Raw genomic sequence first — 17,884 nt, 5'->3', positions numbered from 1 at the left:
AACAAAGCCCGCGGAGCTCGCGGGCTTTTTGGTGTTTACTCAACGAGTAAAAGTCTTCCGGTTAAGGCAGGTACGGAAACGTTCGTTGTAGGCAATTGAAGTGGGATAGATTCTCCCGTCATTAAATCCACCAAACGAGTTGCCGTTTTCAGCTTCGTGTTATCAAGAGGCAAGCTTTGCTCAACGTTGCTCGTGTTCAACGCGTAAACCACTTGTTCATCTTGGTAGACTTTCAAGTCAACATAGAGCTGGTCATCAATCCAAAGGTTACGACGTTCACCTGCGTATAGTGCTGGATGTTGGCTACGAACCTGCATCAGTTGCGCTAGATAAGATTTGAGCTGCTGCTGTTCTGACGTCAATGTTGAAGTCACGCCTTCTACTTTGCCACTTGAGCGCGCAACATGATCATCACACAGCCCCTGCGAGACACAATCTGCTGTTACCTTTTCAGCAAAGTTTTCCACTTCATCGCCAATCTCTTCACCGTAGTAAAGCGTGATTGGCCCTGAGTACGCGGCCAGGAAACTAAACGCCGCTTTATGGCGCAAGTTGCCATCTGCCAAACCGCCACGCTGGATAAGATCACCAAAGCGCACTAAGTCGTGGTTGCCTAACATTAAGTTTGGCATTGCGTGGTAAGGCGATTTGCTACGACTGTTCCACTCTGCATCCAGTGCTCGTGCATTGCTGCTTGCGCCTGATTCTTCAACGGCCAACGCTTGCACTAACCCATAACGCAGTGGGAAGTTAAAGGCCGACGAAAGCGCAGGATCTTCATCACTACCATAAGCCGTTCGGTTGATGTCATCCGCGCCTTGCCACACTTCACCAACCATATAGCCTAATGTGCCCCAGCTATTGCCAGCAAGTTTGTTCTCTTCGGCAGCTTGTTCGACCGCAGCGCGGATACGTCGCCAGCTATCAAGTGGCAACTGATACGCTTGATCCAAACGCCAACCATCAATGCCAAACTCTTTCACCCAGTAGGTCGCCACTTCGGTAAAGAACTCTTCGCTCGCTTGATCTGGGTAGCTCACGTACATACCCGGATAACCGCTTTCGCCGTATAGCGTTGGTAGTTTTCCGCTTGGGGATGGCTTAACACCGTTAATGTGGGTATGACCAAACACCCCATCAAGGAAAACGTACAACCCTTTACTATGCGCCGTATCGATCAACTCTCTGAGCTTTTCATTGCTGCCAAAGTTCGGATCAACATTGAAGAAGTCACAAGCAAAGTAACCTGTTGCATCTAGCTTGTCGTCACCACCTTGACCAGCGCAGGAATCAAAGACTGGCGTTAACCAAATCGCGTTAACGTTCAGGCTGGCAATATAATCAAGACTATCAATGACACCTTGTAAATCGCCATTGTGATGAGACGTACCATAACCGACGCCGTAATCTGCCGAAGGATCACCGTCAACAAACGACTCCATCATTACCTGATAGATGCGAAGATCACAGGCCGGGTTTTCGTCTTGATAGCACGCGTAATCTAAGTTCTGGTCAATAACGGAAACCACCAGCGAAGATTTATCGGACGCATCCAACGCAAACTGATAGACACCTTGCTCAGTGATGGTCACTTTGACGTTGCCATTGCCAGCGTCTTCCAGCGTTACCGAGCCAGATCCTGAGGTGAACGAGCCATAGCCTAAGTTAATGCTGCTCCAATCGCTTGAAGCGACTTTAAACTCATACACACCAGGCGTTAAGTAACCCTCAAACGCATAGATCCCCTTGCCTTGATAGGTCAGTTGGTCTTGTGCGCCCCAGTCATTCATTGAACCACGTAGATAGACCTCCGTTGAACCGTAAGGCGGTACATCGACCTGCGGTGTATCCGCGACTAGCCCTTCACCCTGCACACCCTCTTGCGGAAGAACAAACACCGCCGCAGTTAACGCAGGAATCGAGAAGGTTCCATCAACAAAGGTAGAGTGCTTCACGATTGAGTCTGAAGAAGCTGACAACGTAGGATGTAACTCAAATCCTTGCGCACCAGCAACATGTAAGCTCTGCGGCGAGGTATTCGCGTTGATCAATACAATGATTGCGTCGTAGTTACCATCTAAATCCGCACCAGAAGAGACACCATCGTTGACCGACATAGCAATGAGCCCCGGTAAGGTATTGGCTCCCGTATTGTGGAAACGAACGCGTTCCAATACTTCCCGCTCGGAAACCAGCTTCAGTAGTGGCGTGGAGGAGCGAACCGACAATAGCGCTTTAAACGCTTCATCTGTCCAGCGAATATCCTCAGCCGTAGCCACCGTGTTCGGATTGCTGATCACAGACTGGATTGCGCTCCAGTTCGCCTGATCTTTATCCGCTCTTGGTAAGCCGACATTCCAGTTGTTGGTTTGCTTGCTAAAATCGACTTTGTTGTACCAATCACCACTGTCGTAACTGTCGCGTGCCATTGACTTAGAACGCAGCAATTCTGATCCCATGTGCAAGAACGGTACGCCCTGTCCTAGTAACACGGTCGACAATCCAACAATCTGCATACGGGCACGATCAGCAGATGAAACATCCGCTTGTGCCTTATACTGGTTGAAGTCCCATAACGTTTGGTTGTCGTGCTTAGAGACATAGTTGATCGACTCTTGCGGATCGAGTGTATACGCCGCCCCTTGGTTTCCATATAGGAAGTCTCGGCCATAAACCGTTGTGCCGCTGAAAGTCTGCAATGGATAGTTCTGCAAGTTACCCGCCATACCGTAGCGAATCAGATCCATACGGGACTTAAGCTCATCGTCAAAACGGTTACCCGCATTTGCAAACCCTGGGGTCTGGAGCAACGCGTCGCCACTGTCAAACGGACCACCACCACGCACGCCGTCACGCAAACGATCGTTGTAAGTGCCAATACCTGTTCCCGCCATCGGCCACTGTGTCGCGTTCTCGCCACGCTGTCCGTTGACGACTTCACCAAAGTTCCAGCCTTCGCCGTAGAACCAAGTGTCTTGATCGACTTTCTGTGTCTCTTCGTAGATGTGCAGCATGCTCGACTTCATCAGGTGTCCCATTAAGTCAAAGCGGAAACCATCAATCTTGTAGTCTTGCGCCCACATCACCACACTGTCAGCCACCAGCTTCTCGAACATACGGTTTTCAGACGCGGTATTGTCACAACAGGTTGAGTTTTCAACCGCACCCGTGATTGGGTTCAGTCGGTGGTAATAGCCCGGAACCGATTTATCCAGCACCGATTTGTCGTAAAGCCCGGATGAATACGTATGGTTGTAGACCACATCCTGAACCACTCTAAAGCCCATATCATGAAGCTTTTGTACCATTTGACGGTATTCACGAATTCGCGAAACGCCATCACTTTCAACCGCATAGCTGCCTTCTGGTGCGCTGTAGTGGAACGGATCGTAACCCCAGTTGAATCCATCTAATGGGCGAATGTCCGCCAACAGTGCTTGTGCTTCCCCTGTATTTGGATCAGTTTGCTCAAGGAGAGAAAGAATCGTCGCACTACGAGAAGTACCGTCGATGCATAAGTGAGCGTCTGGGTTGATTTCACACAGCTTCGCGACCGTGTCATTTAAGTCGACGCGTTTGGCTGGGTTTTCTGGGATCGACGCCAAATCATAGCTCGGCAGTAAGTGAATCGTCGTCAGCCCTGAATTCTTCAGCGACTCAAGTTGAGCCACACTGTCTCGCTCATCTTCCAAGAATGCTGAATACTTGCCGTCACGCTCGGGTGAACCTTTACTATCGCTGATACTGAAATCACGAATATGCAGCTCGTAAACGATGTTGTCTTCTGGATTATCGAGCACTGGGATCACCTGCGAATCCCAACCATCGGGTTTGGACTGCGGCGATGTAAGGTCAACCAACTGCGAATGTAAGCTGGATGTGCTCAAAGAGAGTGAGTACGGATCCGTCGTCATCATCCACTCTACGTGTTGAGTTTTCGGATGATACGCTTTGACTCGATAACGATAGAAGACGTTTTCTAACTCAGCGCCACCTTGGTAACGCCAAATACCGGTTTTCGGATCGAGTGTCATCGCAATAGGTGATGCTTGAATAAGCGACTTGTCTTGCGCGTACAAGTACAGCTCTACTTCTTGTGCGGTCGGAGCCCAAAGAGCAAAGTTGGCAACACCGCCATCCATCCAACTGCCTAATTTCGCTTCGTCCGCGTCGTTTACACCCGATGTATACAACACGTCTGTCACACCCGGAATTTGTACCTGTGTCGCGACTAACGGTTGACCATCGCTATCTAATGCAACAGCAATGAGCTGAGTTTTCAGCAGTGATTTCGCGCTATCGGCGTCGACATCAAGGAAGAACTCAGTACGACCGTTCAGATGTGGAAACTCTGGGTTATCAGTCAAGCCAGCGAGCGATAATGGGTATTTTTCAAACTGTTCCGGCTGATTGATGTCACCATTGCCTGCGACTCTGCTCCAAAGCTGGTAACTGGCGGCTTCGCTGTGATCGAACCAAGCAATCGAATTCACATCCAACCAATGAGCGGCGGCATTCGCCACTTCTATCGTGATTTGCTCATCTGGCGAGTATTTGAGAACTGTGCTGCCATGTGTGGTGTATAACGTGTTTCCTTTGGAAAAATCAATTTGCAGATCATCACTTCCAAGGGCCTTTTCATCGCCTTTGTGGAGAATGAAATTTACACAATCGCCATGTTCTGCTTTCAGCGAAACGGTGAATTTCGCTCCATATTCTGGATCAATTTCACTCCAGCTAAATGGGTTGCCCCAATCCACACCCGTTAATGCATCGTCACTGACCGCATCACAAGTTGAGTTATTCCATAAGTGCAGGCCCCAATCGTCATAATTGCCGTCATCACGTTTGTAGTAAACCACAGCTTCTTGATAAGTTGGCGTCACAACAGCGGTACTGTTATCAGGACTTTTCGGGTTTGGGTCGATACTGTCTGGGATACCATCGCCATCATCATCACTTGATGCAAAGTCACCTAAACCGTCCCCATTGGTATCAAGGCTTTCAAAGCGATCTTTCGGGAAGGCATCAACGCTGTTATCTGCACCATCATTGTCGATGTCCGTATCGTCTACGTCAGCAATCTTATCGCCATCGAAATCTGCTGGCTGACTTTGTGCCTCGTACGCATCGCTACCGAGACGCTCTTCATCTAGGTTGCTCCAGCCATCACCGTCGATATCCTCATCTAGCTGGTCAGGGATCTTATCTCCATCGAGATCCGCTGGTTGGCTTCCTGAGTCATATGGGTCAGTGCCAACTTGTAACTCGTCGCGATCGCTGAAGCCGTCGTTGTCATCATCCAGATCCGCGTGGTCACCAACACCATCCAGATCGGCATCGGCGGTTTCACGTTTGTCATAAGGGAACAGATCCAATGCATCTGCCACACCGTCACTATCGCTATCAAGTGCCACGATCGGTTTGCCACTGGCATCAAGCATCAGAGTTTTGGATTGTAGGTCATCGCCTTTTTTGATCGCCTTGCCTAACTCTTTCGCGCCTTTTTCCAGAGTCTTAGAAAGCGGTTTAAGTTCGTCCTCCGCTAGCGTCGCAGGTAATAGCTGTACTAATGCCTTAGCTGCGCGAGCGATGATCAGGGATTCATTCGCGACATAATCACTATCCGCGATCAAATCTGGCTGGCGTAATTGCTTGCGCAGTCTCTTCAGCGCTTTTTCTTCACTCACGCCCTGCGCCATTTGCAAGCTAATGTATGTCGTCAACGGACTCACATGCGAGTAGTTGGCAGGTGCCAACAGTAAATAATCACGTGTCGCCGTCACACCTGGAATATCTTGGTCAATGGTGATCCCGCGCTTAACTTTCGCCGTAATGAAGCTTCTGAGCTGGTCTTGCTCTATGCCAGCAACGTCTAGGCTGGCGTAACCATTTTTATCCGTCGTTGACTGGGGCTCCGTTTCCCCTTGTTCAAAATTACCGTCTACGTCTAACCAAACAGCTGCGTTTTCTAAATAGCCATCCATCACCCTGACATCCAGCGAGTCATTACAACCCGCCAACATACCGAGTGATGCAAAAGCCAATGTCATTCTCGTTAACTTGATGTTCATTGTTACATCCATTTTCGTTCTCTCCATTGAAGAACTTCCTCAAGTCTTCACCCTGTGTGGACGCGATAAGCAAACATCACCACAAGTTAACCTTATCTTTGTCGGACATCTCATTGCCTCACCCTATTGGTGCTTGATAAAGGGCGTAGAGAGTTAGGAGGAGAAAACAGAGTTAGAATGGAAATCACAGATTGAAGTGTGAGGCGCGTAGTTATCTTTCTCTTGCTGTAATAAATAGTGAGTAAAATGACAGTTTGTAGATTGAGACGAAAAAAAACTGTATGAAAATTACATTCCATACAGTTCGGATAAATTTGATCTTAAGCCCAAGAATATTTGAAGTTGGGTGCCGTTCAAATAACTCTGAAAGCCATGTTCTGATTACAAAACGTCCAGCTCGTTATTTATAGGTTCTGCGCAATCGTCGTTGTTAATTGATCAACACCTTGATCCAATGCTTCGACTAGCGCTGAATACCCCTCTTCTTTCAGAGGAACGTTGAGATTAAATGGCGCACTGCTGACGATTTTTCCCTGCCCATCAATCAAGTTCCATATACCTGCGATTTCTGCGTTTCCCGTATACGCCCCATTAAAACGCTGCACACTAAGCTGCAGTTTCATTTGTTGGGTTTGGTCCATCGCTGCCGTCATTTTTACAGGCCAGTACGTGGTTTGCTTATGGCGTAAATCATTAACGATACGCTGGCTAAGTTGATTAGATAGATTTTCTGCCCATTGGTTGTTCTTCGCTTGAATAACCTGAGTTTCTGATGTTCTGTACACTAGGCCTGAGCCATTCAGATAGTCAGCGACGTCGATGTTTCTAACCACCAATAGCGATTGGTTAGGCTGAGCGCCTGCAGTTTGAACAACGTTGGTTTGAACAGCGTCGCCTTTAGGTAGCATATACAGTTGTGTGCTTGATTCTGTAGTGCTGCAACCAGCCAGTGCTGCGAGAATCAATAGTCCCCATTTTTTCATTATTGTTTTCCTTTTACTGGAATCGGATCACTTGTCTGATCTTCACCAAACACGAGAGAGTTTGGTTTCTCGTTCAACTGACGCAGTACTGGCTTAAATTCAGACATCATTTGTTCCATCTCGTTAAGCGTGCTCTGCATTTCATGGTACATGGTTGAGTCTGGGCCATAGCCATCCAACGTTTTTTGGATTTGCATCAGACTTTTACGAATGTCCGCCGGAATCGCTTTCGTATCACTATTTTTCAATAAGCTATCGATACTGGTTGCCACCTGTTCCGCAGATGTGAGAGCACTCTCAGATTGCTTCAACGTCGAGTTAAGCGAAGTAAGCGTATCTTCCAATGGCAAGCCATTGAGCTTCGTCAATAGGTCATTCACTTGTTTCTGAACATGGGCAAAGCCCCCCTGAACGGTAGGAAACACGTCGTACCCTTCATATTGACTAGGGACATACGGTTCGTCGCTTGGGGCGAAATCCAAATCAATAAACAACGCCCCTGTCAGTAGACTGCCTGTTTTTAAAGAGGCGCGTAACCCTGTGGAGAAATCATTCATCACCTTATCTTTAAAGACGTCCATCGACTCAGATTGGAAGTTCTCGTAGAGACGACCCAATTCGATACGAACGAGTACGGGCACCTGCTTCACCGAGAACCCTTCATCTTCAGGCGAAGGAAGGCGCATTGGCACTTGTAAAACAGTACCGATACGTAAACCCTTGTACTCTACGGGTGCATCAGGCTTTAAACCGCGGACGGATTCATCAAACAGCATTGCGAATTCGATATAGTCGCTGTACATGCCTTCACGCGCCTGTTTCACGTCATCAAATAAGCGGAACTTCCTCATTTGCTTATCCAGAACCTTTCCAGAATTTCTGCCCAAAATATTATCAAACGTTACCCCACCAGAGAGCATCGCCTCCATTGAGCTGACCTTTACTTCAAAGCCTTCTGAATTCAGCCGCAATTCGACGCCCGAACTTAACCAAAAGTGCGTTTTTGTGCGAACAAGGCTGTCATACGGTTCAAAAATAAACAGCTGGTAAAGCGCTTGTTGTGAATCGACATCAAGACTTGTCTTTTCAACTCGACCCACAGTGAAGCCTCGGTAAAGCACAGGATCGCCTACTCCCAGTTTTCCAGCTTCATTGTGTCTGAGTACGACTCGCAACCCTTTTTCATCGGGAGAGGCGACAGGAGGAATATCCAACACCGTAAAATTCTTTTTGGCTTTGCCAGATGAGCCAGGTTGCAATTGGATGTAAGAACCAGAGAGCAGTGTTTCTAACCCTGAGATGCCTTCTTTACCTATTCTCGGCTTAACGACCCAAAACAGCGTATCTTCACGGAGCATGCGCGCAGCATCTTTGTTCATTCTCGCCGTCGCGGTGATGTAATCATAATTTTCGCTCAGCTTCACGTCGGTGATCACGCCCACTTTCACGTTGAGCGACTTAATCTCGGTCTTTCCCACCTCAATGCCTTCTGCGGTTGGCAACTTCAACCTGATTTCTGGGCCGGTGTTCTCAAAATACTCGAACAACATCCATGCCCCCATCGCAAGCGCAAGTAGCGGAACAACCCAAATTGGGGATATCTGCTTTTGCGACTTAATTTGAGCCGTTGCCTTGTTATTTTCACTCATATTTGGCTTTCTCAGTTGGGTTAATCATTGGCTCTCGCACTTCGTTTTTTGGTGGCTGCCACAAAATACGCGAGTCAAATATCATGGCGGAGAGCATAGTAAAAATGACCACCGCAGCAAAAAACAACGCGGCAGGGCCGGGATAAATCGCCATCAAGTTTTGTAGTTGCACCAGAGCAACCAAAATTGCGACAACAAAAATATCGATCATCGACCATCGGCCAATGAATTCTGTCAAACGGTAAATTTTCAAACGTGACGCACTTTCTTCATGCGGTAATTCTCGCTGCTTGGCGGCATGGTAATACAACCACGACAATGCGAGCATTTTTGCGATAGGAATAAATATACTGGCAAAAAAGATGACGGCGGCAATGGGGTAAGATCCTAAATTCCATAGCAACACCACGCCTTCCATAATGGTGGAGCCTTCGGCGTGACCTAGGCTTACGGTATACATCATTGGGTATAAGTTGGCTGGAATGTAAAAAACGACGGCAGCGAGCAACCACGCCCACGCTTTTTGTAGGTTCTCGTCAGGGTTATATTGATGAATAGTGCTGCCGCAGCGAATGCAGTACTGACGCTTTACATCCTCGATAGGATTGAGCTGGTGGCAAGTGTGGCAGCTAATGTGATTGTGGTCATGGTGGGTATCCCCTTCTTTGATACCTTTGACCTCGACAAGGGGAATAAAATGCCCCCATAACCAACTGCGATCAACCATGGAAATACACTTAACGACGAGGACTGTGTAGATACAAAACGCCCAAAACGAGTGGCCCATACCGACATCCGCCAGCGACGCGATTTTGACTAAGCTAACCAATATTCCAATCAGGAACACATCCACCATCAGCCAAGGTTCAACTTTGAATAATATGCGGCATAGCAACTTAGCCAATTGACGCTCATTTTCTGGCAGTGGTTTGGAGATTGACTGGGCGGCCTTGATCTGTAAATAGAGGATAAAGCTGATATAGATCGCAGGGAGTATCAGTACCGTTGCAAGCAGCAATGCGGCCAACAGGACATTTTGAAATTCAGCCAGCATTTTTGCCGCATGAAGCAAGGTAATTTCCTGAGACAGCCCTTGTACACTAAACGACATAAACGGGAATGACACACTGAGTACCAACATAATCAGAGATGTAATCGCGATGGCTATCACGCTCTGATAGGGTTTCGCGTTCACTTTCGTTAACGAATGTGCGCATCGCGGGCATTGAGCTTTATGTCCGGGCTCAAGTTCAGGGATATGAACTATGAGACCACACTCTTCGCACGCAATGAGTTGATTTTGAGTAGGCTGACTGGTCATCATCACATTTAGTCATGTTTTAATAACATAATAATACTGCTTTTCCGTAACTTCAGAAGATTCACTTAGTTATCTTTATAAATATTTATAATATGCCGTTTAATTAGGCGCTTTCTGAGGCACTTTCTCAGGCTTGAGAAGAGTTCTAAAATGAAAGTAAGCGGTACATTCGTTCGGAGGGTTGTCATCCAATCTAAAAAAACCTTCACATGTGTACTACGTTGATTAGCGTGGATTGTTCGTCATGGCATTTCCAAACTTGAACAAGTATGCGTAATCTGAGTCAAACTAAGAGAGCGTTAGACACAATTTGTCTAAATTCACTATTAGGATATAGAACCACGTCATTTGGAGTTTCGCGATGAAGAAAGTGCTCAATGTTACCCGCTTGATGAAATATGGATTGCTTGCTGCCAGTGCACTCCTTAGCGGTTGCACACAAAGTGATTGGCGAACCGCTAGCCGAGAACCTGCTGGCATTGCTCCGAATCCATTAGACTTTAAACAAGCCGTCATCGAATTTTATGCTGCGGACGCCTTTGGCTGGCGAGGCTGGTTTGCAGTACACACCTGGGTTGCGATAAAACCTCACAATGCAGACGAATACACAGTGTATGAAGTGCTCGGCTGGCGTGTTAACCGTGGCCAACCGGCATTGTACGAATACAAAACAGTCACACCAGATCGCTATTGGTATGGTGCGCGCCCTGAGAAAGTGCTCTCTATACGGGGAGAAAGAGCCTCTCTGTTAATACCAAAAATCCAGAGCGTCGTGGAAAGCTACCCATGGGCGAACGAGTACACCCTGTTTCCCGGCCCAAACAGCAACACTTTCCCCGCATGGGTGGGTAAGCAAATACCTGAGCTAGAACTAAGTCTGCCGTTTCGCGCTATTGGTAGTGGGTATGCGGACTAACACTAGAGGCTGAGCCCCGTTCGAATGCCCAGCAAAATCGTCACTTCCGAACGGCCACTGCTATAAAAGCTTGAGCACAAATATCCGCCATCTGAAATATGACTCAAAAGCTGTTTGCTCGTTGATTCATATTCAGAAAGATCCGCACCATTATGGGAAAGATAGATACCAGACACGACTTCACCAAACCCAGCACTCTCTAAAAAATCCAACGCCGTTTGTTTACGATTAAATGCAAACAGAACATCGGAATCTCGATCGATGTTTCGAACGTCAGCGACATCAAGGTTATTTGGCATTTCTTTAGATAGAAGCTTACCCGAGAGGTTATTGATGACATCCCCAATAGCCTGTCTATCATTCGATGGGTTTTCAATAAATACAACCACCGTACCCACTTTTTCACATGACTCTGCAATACTTTGAGTTTGCTTTTCAGAAGCACCAGAGACAAACAGAATATCAAAAGAGCGTTCCACAATGAGGGCGTCAGAAAGTTCAACCAAAGGCACGAAATAATCTAACGCTTGGAAGTCAGGTTCAGGTGCTGAAATACCCAGCTTAAGTTCATCATTATTATCTATCAAAGGCTCGAACATTGGAGTTCCTCATTTGGAGCAAATCTTAAAGTGTGGCGTAAAGGTTTAGACAATGCACTCAAAACGTAACCCATTGCACTATATAGAATAAAACTAAATTGTGAATTAATCATTTCTAGTGTTATTCATCATTTCAGGCGTGATTGTGGCTACGTATTGCTCGAGTTTATCGACAAAATGCAGACGCCATTCACCACTACAATGAAAGTTCAACCCTATTGTCCAACCGTATCTCAGAAGTAAATTCAGACCTAGTGCTTCATGAAAGATCTCTGATCAATCTTGACGCATAGACATGTACTCGTAATAACTCGGTTAGCAATCTCATTATTGATAAGAATGTGAACATTATTAACAGTCGTCCCTTTTAAAAATTGACCTGGTGTAGGCACGATTCTATATGTTAGATGGCATGGTTCTTCTGTCTATGTTTCGGAAACTACTAGGCTTAGCAAACAAAACATTTGAAATCAGTACCTTATTAAAAATCACAAGTGATAAAGGAAACAATCAATATGAAAAGTTTAATTCTCGCGGGCGCCGTTGCCGGACTGTTAGTTGGCTGTGGTTCTGATGATGTGGAAGATGCGCTTTCCACAAAACTATCTACTTCTGAAGCTCAAAATGCCGCCGAGCATATTTTAGAAGCAACCAGTCTATTAGTCGCTGACATTTTATCCAAATGTAATATCACAGTAAGTACGAGCGTGTGTAATCAAAGCTATGACCCTTCTGCTCTCACTGATTTTTTTGACAATGAAGCAGACTTGCAGCTTACAACGAGTAGTAATGTGATCATGCTTACCTCGGACGACTCTGGTAAATACTTTGAATATGCACCAGGCAACTTGCGCATCTCGTATTCTAGTGAAGGGGACTTAGACCATTCCCTTAAAATAAACATTAGCAACTACCCTATAATTACCGTGGACTTTGATGCTCACAATATTAACGATGATGGCAATTTTGGCTCTTCAGCCGCAGCATTAGATTATGACTTTAATGGTACAAATAAACTTAGTGGTGATATCCATGTTTCTGAAGATAACTTTACTTGTTCAGACAACGCGTGTTGATTAATTTAACTTTTGTTCGGGATATTACTCCCATACCCGTTCACGTTGAGCGGGTATGGAATAGACAGGCAGATAAAAGGGACCTATTTGAAAAAGTTAAATAGCCTAATATTCCTTTTCCATGGGTGTAGTGAACCTCAATACTTCAACCTAGCGACGTCAAACACCCACGCATAATTGGTTGACCAATATTCATTTAAACTTATAATGATCGCTACTGATGTCGAGCCTGACTTCAATAGCCCAAGTAACTTAAAACGGCTTGGATAGAAAAGCTAAGTAGGCACGAAGTCATAGTTAACCCCACTCTCCTCAACGCTTCCTTATATAGGCAGTTTTTTGCAACAAAAGAGGGCTTATGAAAATCGCTTTTCTATACACGGTTCGCGCCAATATCACCCTTTTCCAACCTTACATTGACGAGTTTTTGTCTGACTCCAACATTCAAACCTCTCACTTCGTTGATGAATCCTTACTTGAACAAGCAATGGGAAACGCTTCATCGCACGAAGTAGAGAATCTCGTCCATTCGTATATCCAAAACATCGCCAAACAAGGCTTTGATCTCATCGTCTGCACTTGCTCAAGTATTGGTGAGTACGCAGAATCAACGCCAGAGATATCGGCAAAAGTCGTGCGTATTGATAGACCCATGGCAGAAAAAGCCATCAGATTTCAGAATATACAGATTTTGGCGACGGCAGAAAGCACCGTATCACCGACCTATAAACTGGTGAACCAAAGTGCCATGGAGAACCCACTATCCATCTGTCAAAATATTGAAGTAACGATCGTGCCCGATGCCTGGCAACACCTCAACAACGGGGATCATGCGGCCTATATTCAAGCCATATCCAAAACGATTAAAACAACACTGGAAAACATGCCCTCGAACGGCGTCATTCTCCTCGCGCAGGCATCCATGACTCCTGCTGCCACATTTAACCATCCAATCATCCCAGTGCTTTCCAGCCCAATTATTGGTGTTCAGTCGCTATTAAACTATGTCAAATGAACGCTGGATAACGATGAATGAGCAATAACGGCTTAAAGCAAAGTGACGTTGCGCCACATAATGACTGCATGTATCTAAAAGAGGGACCCAATCTATGAGTATAAAACCCAACAGAATCTCAGCTATGAAGCTCATCATTGAACAGGCTAAGCGGGAGCTTCCTCTCTACGAAAGCGATACTTTTGTGTGCGGTACGGAAGGTAACTGCATTGGCTGCCCGAAAAAATTGATGGAACTTGTAGACTCAGAACTTTCCTATTGGGAACACACAATCTCACGAGGAGTCGCCCCAAATTTTGATGATATTCGTCGGTTTGGAAAACTCTGTACCAACGTCAAAAGAGGGCTTGTACGCAATAATATTGTGTAGTTCCTTCGTGATGTTATTAGGTCACGTTTAAAATGTTCACAACTCTCTGCGAAAGCCAATTAGGGTTGTCTATCGCGATATCATGACCACCTACTTCATTGATGATCACAGGTGCTCCCCACGCCTCAGCCATTGCCAGTGTGGCTTTATGGCTAACCAATTTATCTTTTTCAGATGCTATAAAATATAAACGGCAACTCGGGCGAGATACCTGAAACTTGTTCGCTGCTGAGAGCTGTCGCCAAAAATTGCCAACTTTCATTGGATGTAAATCGTCATACCTTGCCCATTTTTTGACAAGGCCAATATTCAATTTTTGGTTCGAGACCATGCTGTATATTATCTTTTCTCTTCGATAAGAACCTGAAGCCAAAGCCAGCGCTATCTTTAAGTAATTCTGAGGCAGTAAGCGCTCATAGAATGGACTGAAACCCTTTACACTCGTATTAATGCAAATCAACGACTCGACTTCACCTGGATACAGTTCTGCCCATTTCAGTCCAATCATTCCTCCCATCGAAATCGCCAATAGGTCTACTTTGCTGTTTTGGTTTCGCTGAGATCTAATACTTTCAACCATTCCATCAATTGTATTCGGAGAGACTTGCGATGAAAGCTCCCCATTACCTGGAACATCTATACAAGTAATGGTTTTTTCTGGAATCTCGCTTTGTAAAAGCGTCGGGAAATCACCCCAATGGTAGCAACCACGGAATAATCCTCTTAACAAAATCACTTCGTTTGTCATTGCCAAGCCTCTTCCATGAAAGCCAAACGCCCCTATTACGCCTTGTGATGTTAACCCTGTAGCCACTTGATTGCGGAGTCGTAATCATGAAACGACTGCATTTCCCCTGATATAAACCAGCTGCCGACTTTTGACGCTAATTCTTGCCAGTTCTTATCACCGTAAATAGCGACTTTATCGACGTTAAAACCGATTTTTAGACCCAATTGGAAATCATCCCAAGCTGCGCGAAGTTCCCAACCTGAAAACTCTGAAATATCGACCAGTACTTTGACATGCTTACCCTTTACTCCAGCTAGAGCAGAATCTAATACCGGTGTTATTGTTTGATAATCGTCATGAGTAAGTTTCCCTATTGCTTTGAAGACAAGGAAAAATTCTGAACCAAAACGCTCTAGCCCTACTGATATTCCGTGACGTTCAAGACGCATAACAGCTCCCTCCAAATTACGTATGTCTATAAAGATTAAGATATCTACACAAACTTATACGAGAATTAGGCACCAATATTGGCACTCGGCTTCTTTGGATAACATCACAGCTGCATCAAGATGGTGAGAAAGTCAGAGCACTTTCTTTTTATGGCGGGAGTTGATGATGTCTTCAATCAGCTTTTGTTCTTTTCGCGCTTGTTCGTAGCGCTGTTTTTTTCTCCATCGCTCGAGTACACTTTCTAGTCCCTTAACGCGGGCGTGTTTATGCTCCAGCTCTTTTTGTACCGACGAGCAATGGGCGGCCATAAGGGCTTGTTCTTGCTCGTGGTGAATCAGCATTTTTTGTAGCATTTTATCAACGCGATTAAAGTTCATCAGTGTGGCGCTATTCAAAGTCCCGGACGATTGTGCCGACTGACCCGCATGCTGTTTTAACGCTGAAAGCTGTTCTAACTGCAACTTCAAATGATGGTGGCGCTGACGCATCGACTCAAGCTGCTGCCCGACTCTATCCCGCTGCTGCTCTTCAACTTGCTGGAGCTTTCCTACCGCTTTCAGCTTGGCTTCCATTTCCCTTCCTCTTAACCCGTTCCACCTTTAATGTGGAGACTGAAAAATTTCTGCTAATGCGGTTAAGCTGGCTGAATAGTCAACTGACTCGTCAGCCGCTTGCAGTAAATAGGCCCTAAGCTGAGGATACATAGCAACAGAGCGATCCAATTCCGGATCTTGCCCCGGTTGATAGCCCCCCAACGGCAGTAATTCTTTGACTTGTAGATAGTTGGAGTACAACTGACGGAACTGGTTGGCAATGGTACTGTGCGCCTCATGGGTACAGGCAGACATACAACGGCTTATTGATGCGTTAAGGTCGATCGCTGGATAGTGCCCTTGCTCCGCCAACTGACGCGATAAAACGACATGGCCATCAAGAATGGCGCGAGCGGAATCCACCACTGGATCTTGCTGGTCGTCCCCTTCCGCTAATACGGTGTATATCGCTGTTAGGCTACCATGTGGATTTTCGCTGTTACCAGCGCGTTCCAATAGCTGAGGCAAAATACTGAATACCGACGGTGGATAGCCCCGTGAAGCAGGAGGCTCTCCTAAAGAAAGGGCGATTTCTCGTTGCGCCATTGCATAGCGGGTTAACGAGTCCATAAGCAGTAACACATCTTTACCTTGGTCACGAAAGTATTCCGCCACGCGATGGCACAGCAATGTTGCCCGCAATCGCATTAGTGGCGACTCATCCGCAGGTGCGGCGATAATAATGGCTTTCGTTCTTGCTTCAGGGGTTAAGTTGCGCTCGACGAACTCTCGTACCTCTCGACCACGCTCACCAATCAGACCAACGACAATCACATCGGCCTCAGTATTTTTGGTGATCATCCCCATCAGAACACTTTTACCGACACCACTGCCTGCCATCAAACCGATACGTTGGCCTTTACCCACAGTCAATAAACCATTGATTGCACGCACGCCTACATTCAAAGGTGTGTCGACAGGCCGACGCTTAAGTGGGTTGATAGGTTTAGGTTCAAGTGAAACACGATCTCCCCCCTTAAGCATCGGGCCATCATCCAAGGGCTCGCCAAGCCCATTTACCACTCGCCCCAGCCACTGCTCACTCACTTGTACTGTGCTGTCTCCGTCAAGCGGCACAACTTTCGCACCGGCAAACAAGCCACCTAAACGGCGAATCGGCATCAGGTACGCAACCGCATGTTCAAAACCGACCACTTGAGCTTCGATCATGTCACCTTCAGCTGTTTCTACTAAGCAGCGTTGTTCAAGCTTGAACCGACACCCGACAGCCTGAAGCATTAGGCCATTCACTTTAATTAAACGTCCTGTTACTCGTGCAACTGGGATGGAGTCGAGCGATGCTAACGCTTCGCTCAACCTTGTGTTCAATAAATCGTGATCCAATTGACTAGTCATCTGTTTCTTTTGATTTTGGTGCTGCAACTTCATCTAATAGATGCTGCTTAACGTTATCCATACACGCTTGCAAACGTGAATCACAGCTTGCATCCGCCTCAGCATCATCAGTGACCAAATGACATCCGCCAATCGGCAATTCAGGATTCGCAACCAATTGCCATTCTTCTGGCAGATTGGCATTCACTTGGGTGATTCGCTCAAGGTCTTGTGGATTAAGGTGAACAATGACTTTTTCGGTCTTGCTTGGCATCGCGCCTAACGTTTCATCCACCAGTGCTAAAATTTGCTGAGGCATCAACGTAAGCTCTGCACGTATCACCTGCTGCGCGACTTTCTGTACCAGTTCACAAATGATATGACGCTGCTGCTGCTCTTTTTCATTTTGCCAACGAGACAACGACCGATAGAGTTCATTAACGGGTTCAACAGCGTCCATAAACGCTTGCTTACCCGTCTGCTCACCGGAGACGTAACCTTTTTGAAAACCTTCTTTCTGGCCTTCAAGCAGACCTTGCTGTTTACCTTGTCCTAGGCCTTGACGAATACCTTCTTCATGACCCTGCTGCAAGCCTTGCTGGAACCCAGCTTCAAGACGCTGCTGCATATCCACCTGATTGTCTTGCCAATCCTCATTGTCAAAGCCCATCTCATCATCTGAGCCCACTGGCTGAGCCAAAGGAGGAAAACGGTGTAAGCGATACCCAGAAGGCGGTAATTGCATTTTTTGAAATGGATGTGTCGTTTTTCGC

Annotated in this window: 14 protein-coding genes; 4 read left to right on the top strand and 10 right to left on the bottom strand. The window is 46.4% G+C overall.

Features of this window, described 5'->3' with window-relative positions; all coding sequences use genetic code 11:
• Nucleotides 1–35: 35 nt before the first annotated feature.
• From pulA to NP165_RS18780, 4 genes are all read right to left on the bottom strand, one after another.
• Nucleotides 36–6,074: a pullulanase-type alpha-1,6-glucosidase gene (pulA, locus tag NP165_RS18795; RefSeq protein WP_257086862.1), complete on the bottom strand. Its 6,039-nt coding sequence runs from the start codon at nucleotides 6,072–6,074 to the stop codon at nucleotides 36–38.
• Between the two features lie 404 nt (nucleotides 6,075–6,478).
• Entirely contained in the window at nucleotides 6,479–7,057 is a 579-nt protein-coding gene (locus NP165_RS18790; protein ID WP_257085993.1) for a PqiC family protein, read from the bottom strand.
• Nucleotides 7,057–8,706 (bottom strand): intermembrane transport protein PqiB, encoded by a 1,650-nt coding sequence (gene pqiB / locus NP165_RS18785; protein ID WP_257085992.1) that lies wholly within the window; start codon nucleotides 8,704–8,706, stop codon nucleotides 7,057–7,059. Before pqiB ends, NP165_RS18790 begins: the two co-directional genes overlap by 1 nt.
• Nucleotides 8,699–10,027, bottom strand: coding sequence for a paraquat-inducible protein A (locus NP165_RS18780; protein WP_257086861.1), 1,329 nt, complete (start codon nucleotides 10,025–10,027; stop codon nucleotides 8,699–8,701). Before NP165_RS18780 ends, pqiB begins: the two co-directional genes overlap by 8 nt.
• 361 nt (nucleotides 10,028–10,388) lie before the next feature.
• On the opposite strand from NP165_RS18780, the gene NP165_RS18775 reads away from it, so the two are divergent.
• On the top strand, nucleotides 10,389–10,943 hold the full coding sequence (locus tag NP165_RS18775; RefSeq protein ID WP_257085991.1) for a DUF3750 domain-containing protein: 555 nt from the start codon (nucleotides 10,389–10,391) through the stop codon (nucleotides 10,941–10,943).
• Nucleotides 10,944–10,945: 2 nt separating this feature from the next.
• On the opposite strand, the gene NP165_RS18770 is transcribed toward NP165_RS18775, so the two are convergent.
• Nucleotides 10,946–11,542 carry a hypothetical protein gene (locus NP165_RS18770; protein WP_257085990.1) on the bottom strand — a complete coding sequence of 199 codons (597 nt, stop codon included), beginning with the start codon at nucleotides 11,540–11,542 and terminating at the stop codon, nucleotides 10,946–10,948.
• Between the two features lie 515 nt (nucleotides 11,543–12,057).
• Here NP165_RS18770 and NP165_RS18765 point away from each other — a divergent pair.
• The 3 genes from NP165_RS18765 to NP165_RS18755 all read left to right on the top strand — a co-directional run bounded on the left by NP165_RS18765 (nucleotide 12,058) and on the right by NP165_RS18755 (nucleotide 14,003).
• Complete coding sequence (locus NP165_RS18765; protein WP_257085989.1) at nucleotides 12,058–12,618, top strand: hypothetical protein; 561 nt, start codon at nucleotides 12,058–12,060, stop codon at nucleotides 12,616–12,618.
• A gap of 358 nt (nucleotides 12,619–12,976) precedes the next feature.
• Nucleotides 12,977–13,633, top strand: a complete 657-nt coding sequence (locus NP165_RS18760; protein ID WP_257085988.1) for a hypothetical protein — start codon at nucleotides 12,977–12,979, stop codon at nucleotides 13,631–13,633.
• A gap of 94 nt (nucleotides 13,634–13,727) precedes the next feature.
• Nucleotides 13,728–14,003: a hypothetical protein gene (locus NP165_RS18755; protein WP_257085986.1), complete on the top strand. Its 276-nt coding sequence runs from the start codon at nucleotides 13,728–13,730 to the stop codon at nucleotides 14,001–14,003.
• A 16-nt stretch (nucleotides 14,004–14,019) separates the two neighbouring features.
• Here NP165_RS18755 and NP165_RS18750 read toward each other — a convergent pair whose 3' ends face one another.
• The 5 genes from NP165_RS18750 to fliH all read right to left on the bottom strand — a co-directional run bounded on the left by NP165_RS18750 (nucleotide 14,020) and on the right by fliH (nucleotide 17,856).
• Complete coding sequence (locus NP165_RS18750; protein WP_257085985.1) at nucleotides 14,020–14,751, bottom strand: alpha/beta fold hydrolase; 732 nt, start codon at nucleotides 14,749–14,751, stop codon at nucleotides 14,020–14,022.
• A gap of 50 nt (nucleotides 14,752–14,801) precedes the next feature.
• Nucleotides 14,802–15,182, bottom strand: a complete 381-nt coding sequence (locus NP165_RS18745; protein WP_257085984.1) for a SpoIIAA family protein — start codon at nucleotides 15,180–15,182, stop codon at nucleotides 14,802–14,804.
• Nucleotides 15,183–15,314: 132 nt separating this feature from the next.
• Entirely contained in the window at nucleotides 15,315–15,755 is a 441-nt protein-coding gene (gene fliJ, locus NP165_RS18740; RefSeq protein WP_257085983.1) for a flagellar export protein FliJ, read from the bottom strand.
• Between the two features lie 27 nt (nucleotides 15,756–15,782).
• Nucleotides 15,783–17,132 (bottom strand): flagellar protein export ATPase FliI, encoded by a 1,350-nt coding sequence (gene fliI, locus NP165_RS18735; RefSeq protein ID WP_257085982.1) that lies wholly within the window; start codon nucleotides 17,130–17,132, stop codon nucleotides 15,783–15,785.
• The gene (gene fliH, locus NP165_RS18730; RefSeq protein WP_257086860.1) at nucleotides 17,125–17,856 is read right to left on the bottom strand and encodes a flagellar assembly protein FliH; all 732 of its coding nucleotides are present in this window, start codon (nucleotides 17,854–17,856) and stop codon (nucleotides 17,125–17,127) included. Before fliH ends, fliI begins: the two co-directional genes overlap by 8 nt.
• Nucleotides 17,857–17,884 lie beyond the last annotated feature (28 nt).

It is taken from the genome of Vibrio japonicus (genome assembly GCF_024582835.1).
GTDB lineage: Bacteria > Pseudomonadota > Gammaproteobacteria > Enterobacterales > Vibrionaceae > Vibrio > Vibrio japonicus.
The sequence above is the reverse complement of the archived record's forward strand: the minus strand, read 5'-3'. Positions and strand labels throughout refer to the sequence as shown.

Coding starts and splice junctions, on each gene's coding strand:
- NP165_RS18790 (WP_257085993.1), bottom strand. CDS start 7,057: ATGAAAAAATGGGGACTATTGATTCTCGCAGCACTGGCTGGTTGCAGC.
- NP165_RS18745 (WP_257085984.1), bottom strand. CDS start 15,182: ATGCGTCTTGAACGTCACGGAATATCAGTAGGGCTAGAGCGTTTTGGT.
- fliH (WP_257086860.1), bottom strand. CDS start 17,856: ATGCAATTACCGCCTTCTGGGTATCGCTTACACCGTTTTCCTCCTTTG.
- pulA (WP_257086862.1), bottom strand. CDS start 6,074: ATGAACATCAAGTTAACGAGAATGACATTGGCTTTTGCATCACTCGGT.
- NP165_RS18775 (WP_257085991.1), top strand. CDS start 10,389: ATGAAGAAAGTGCTCAATGTTACCCGCTTGATGAAATATGGATTGCTT.
- NP165_RS18750 (WP_257085985.1), bottom strand. CDS start 14,751: ATGACAAACGAAGTGATTTTGTTAAGAGGATTATTCCGTGGTTGCTAC.
- NP165_RS18770 (WP_257085990.1), bottom strand. CDS start 11,542: ATGTTCGAGCCTTTGATAGATAATAATGATGAACTTAAGCTGGGTATT.
- pqiB (WP_257085992.1), bottom strand. CDS start 8,706: ATGAGTGAAAATAACAAGGCAACGGCTCAAATTAAGTCGCAAAAGCAG.
- NP165_RS18760 (WP_257085988.1), top strand. CDS start 12,977: ATGAAAATCGCTTTTCTATACACGGTTCGCGCCAATATCACCCTTTTC.
- NP165_RS18755 (WP_257085986.1), top strand. CDS start 13,728: ATGAGTATAAAACCCAACAGAATCTCAGCTATGAAGCTCATCATTGAA.
- NP165_RS18780 (WP_257086861.1), bottom strand. CDS start 10,027: ATGACCAGTCAGCCTACTCAAAATCAACTCATTGCGTGCGAAGAGTGT.
- NP165_RS18765 (WP_257085989.1), top strand. CDS start 12,058: ATGAAAAGTTTAATTCTCGCGGGCGCCGTTGCCGGACTGTTAGTTGGC.
- fliI (WP_257085982.1), bottom strand. CDS start 17,132: ATGACTAGTCAATTGGATCACGATTTATTGAACACAAGGTTGAGCGAA.
- fliJ (WP_257085983.1), bottom strand. CDS start 15,755: ATGGAAGCCAAGCTGAAAGCGGTAGGAAAGCTCCAGCAAGTTGAAGAG.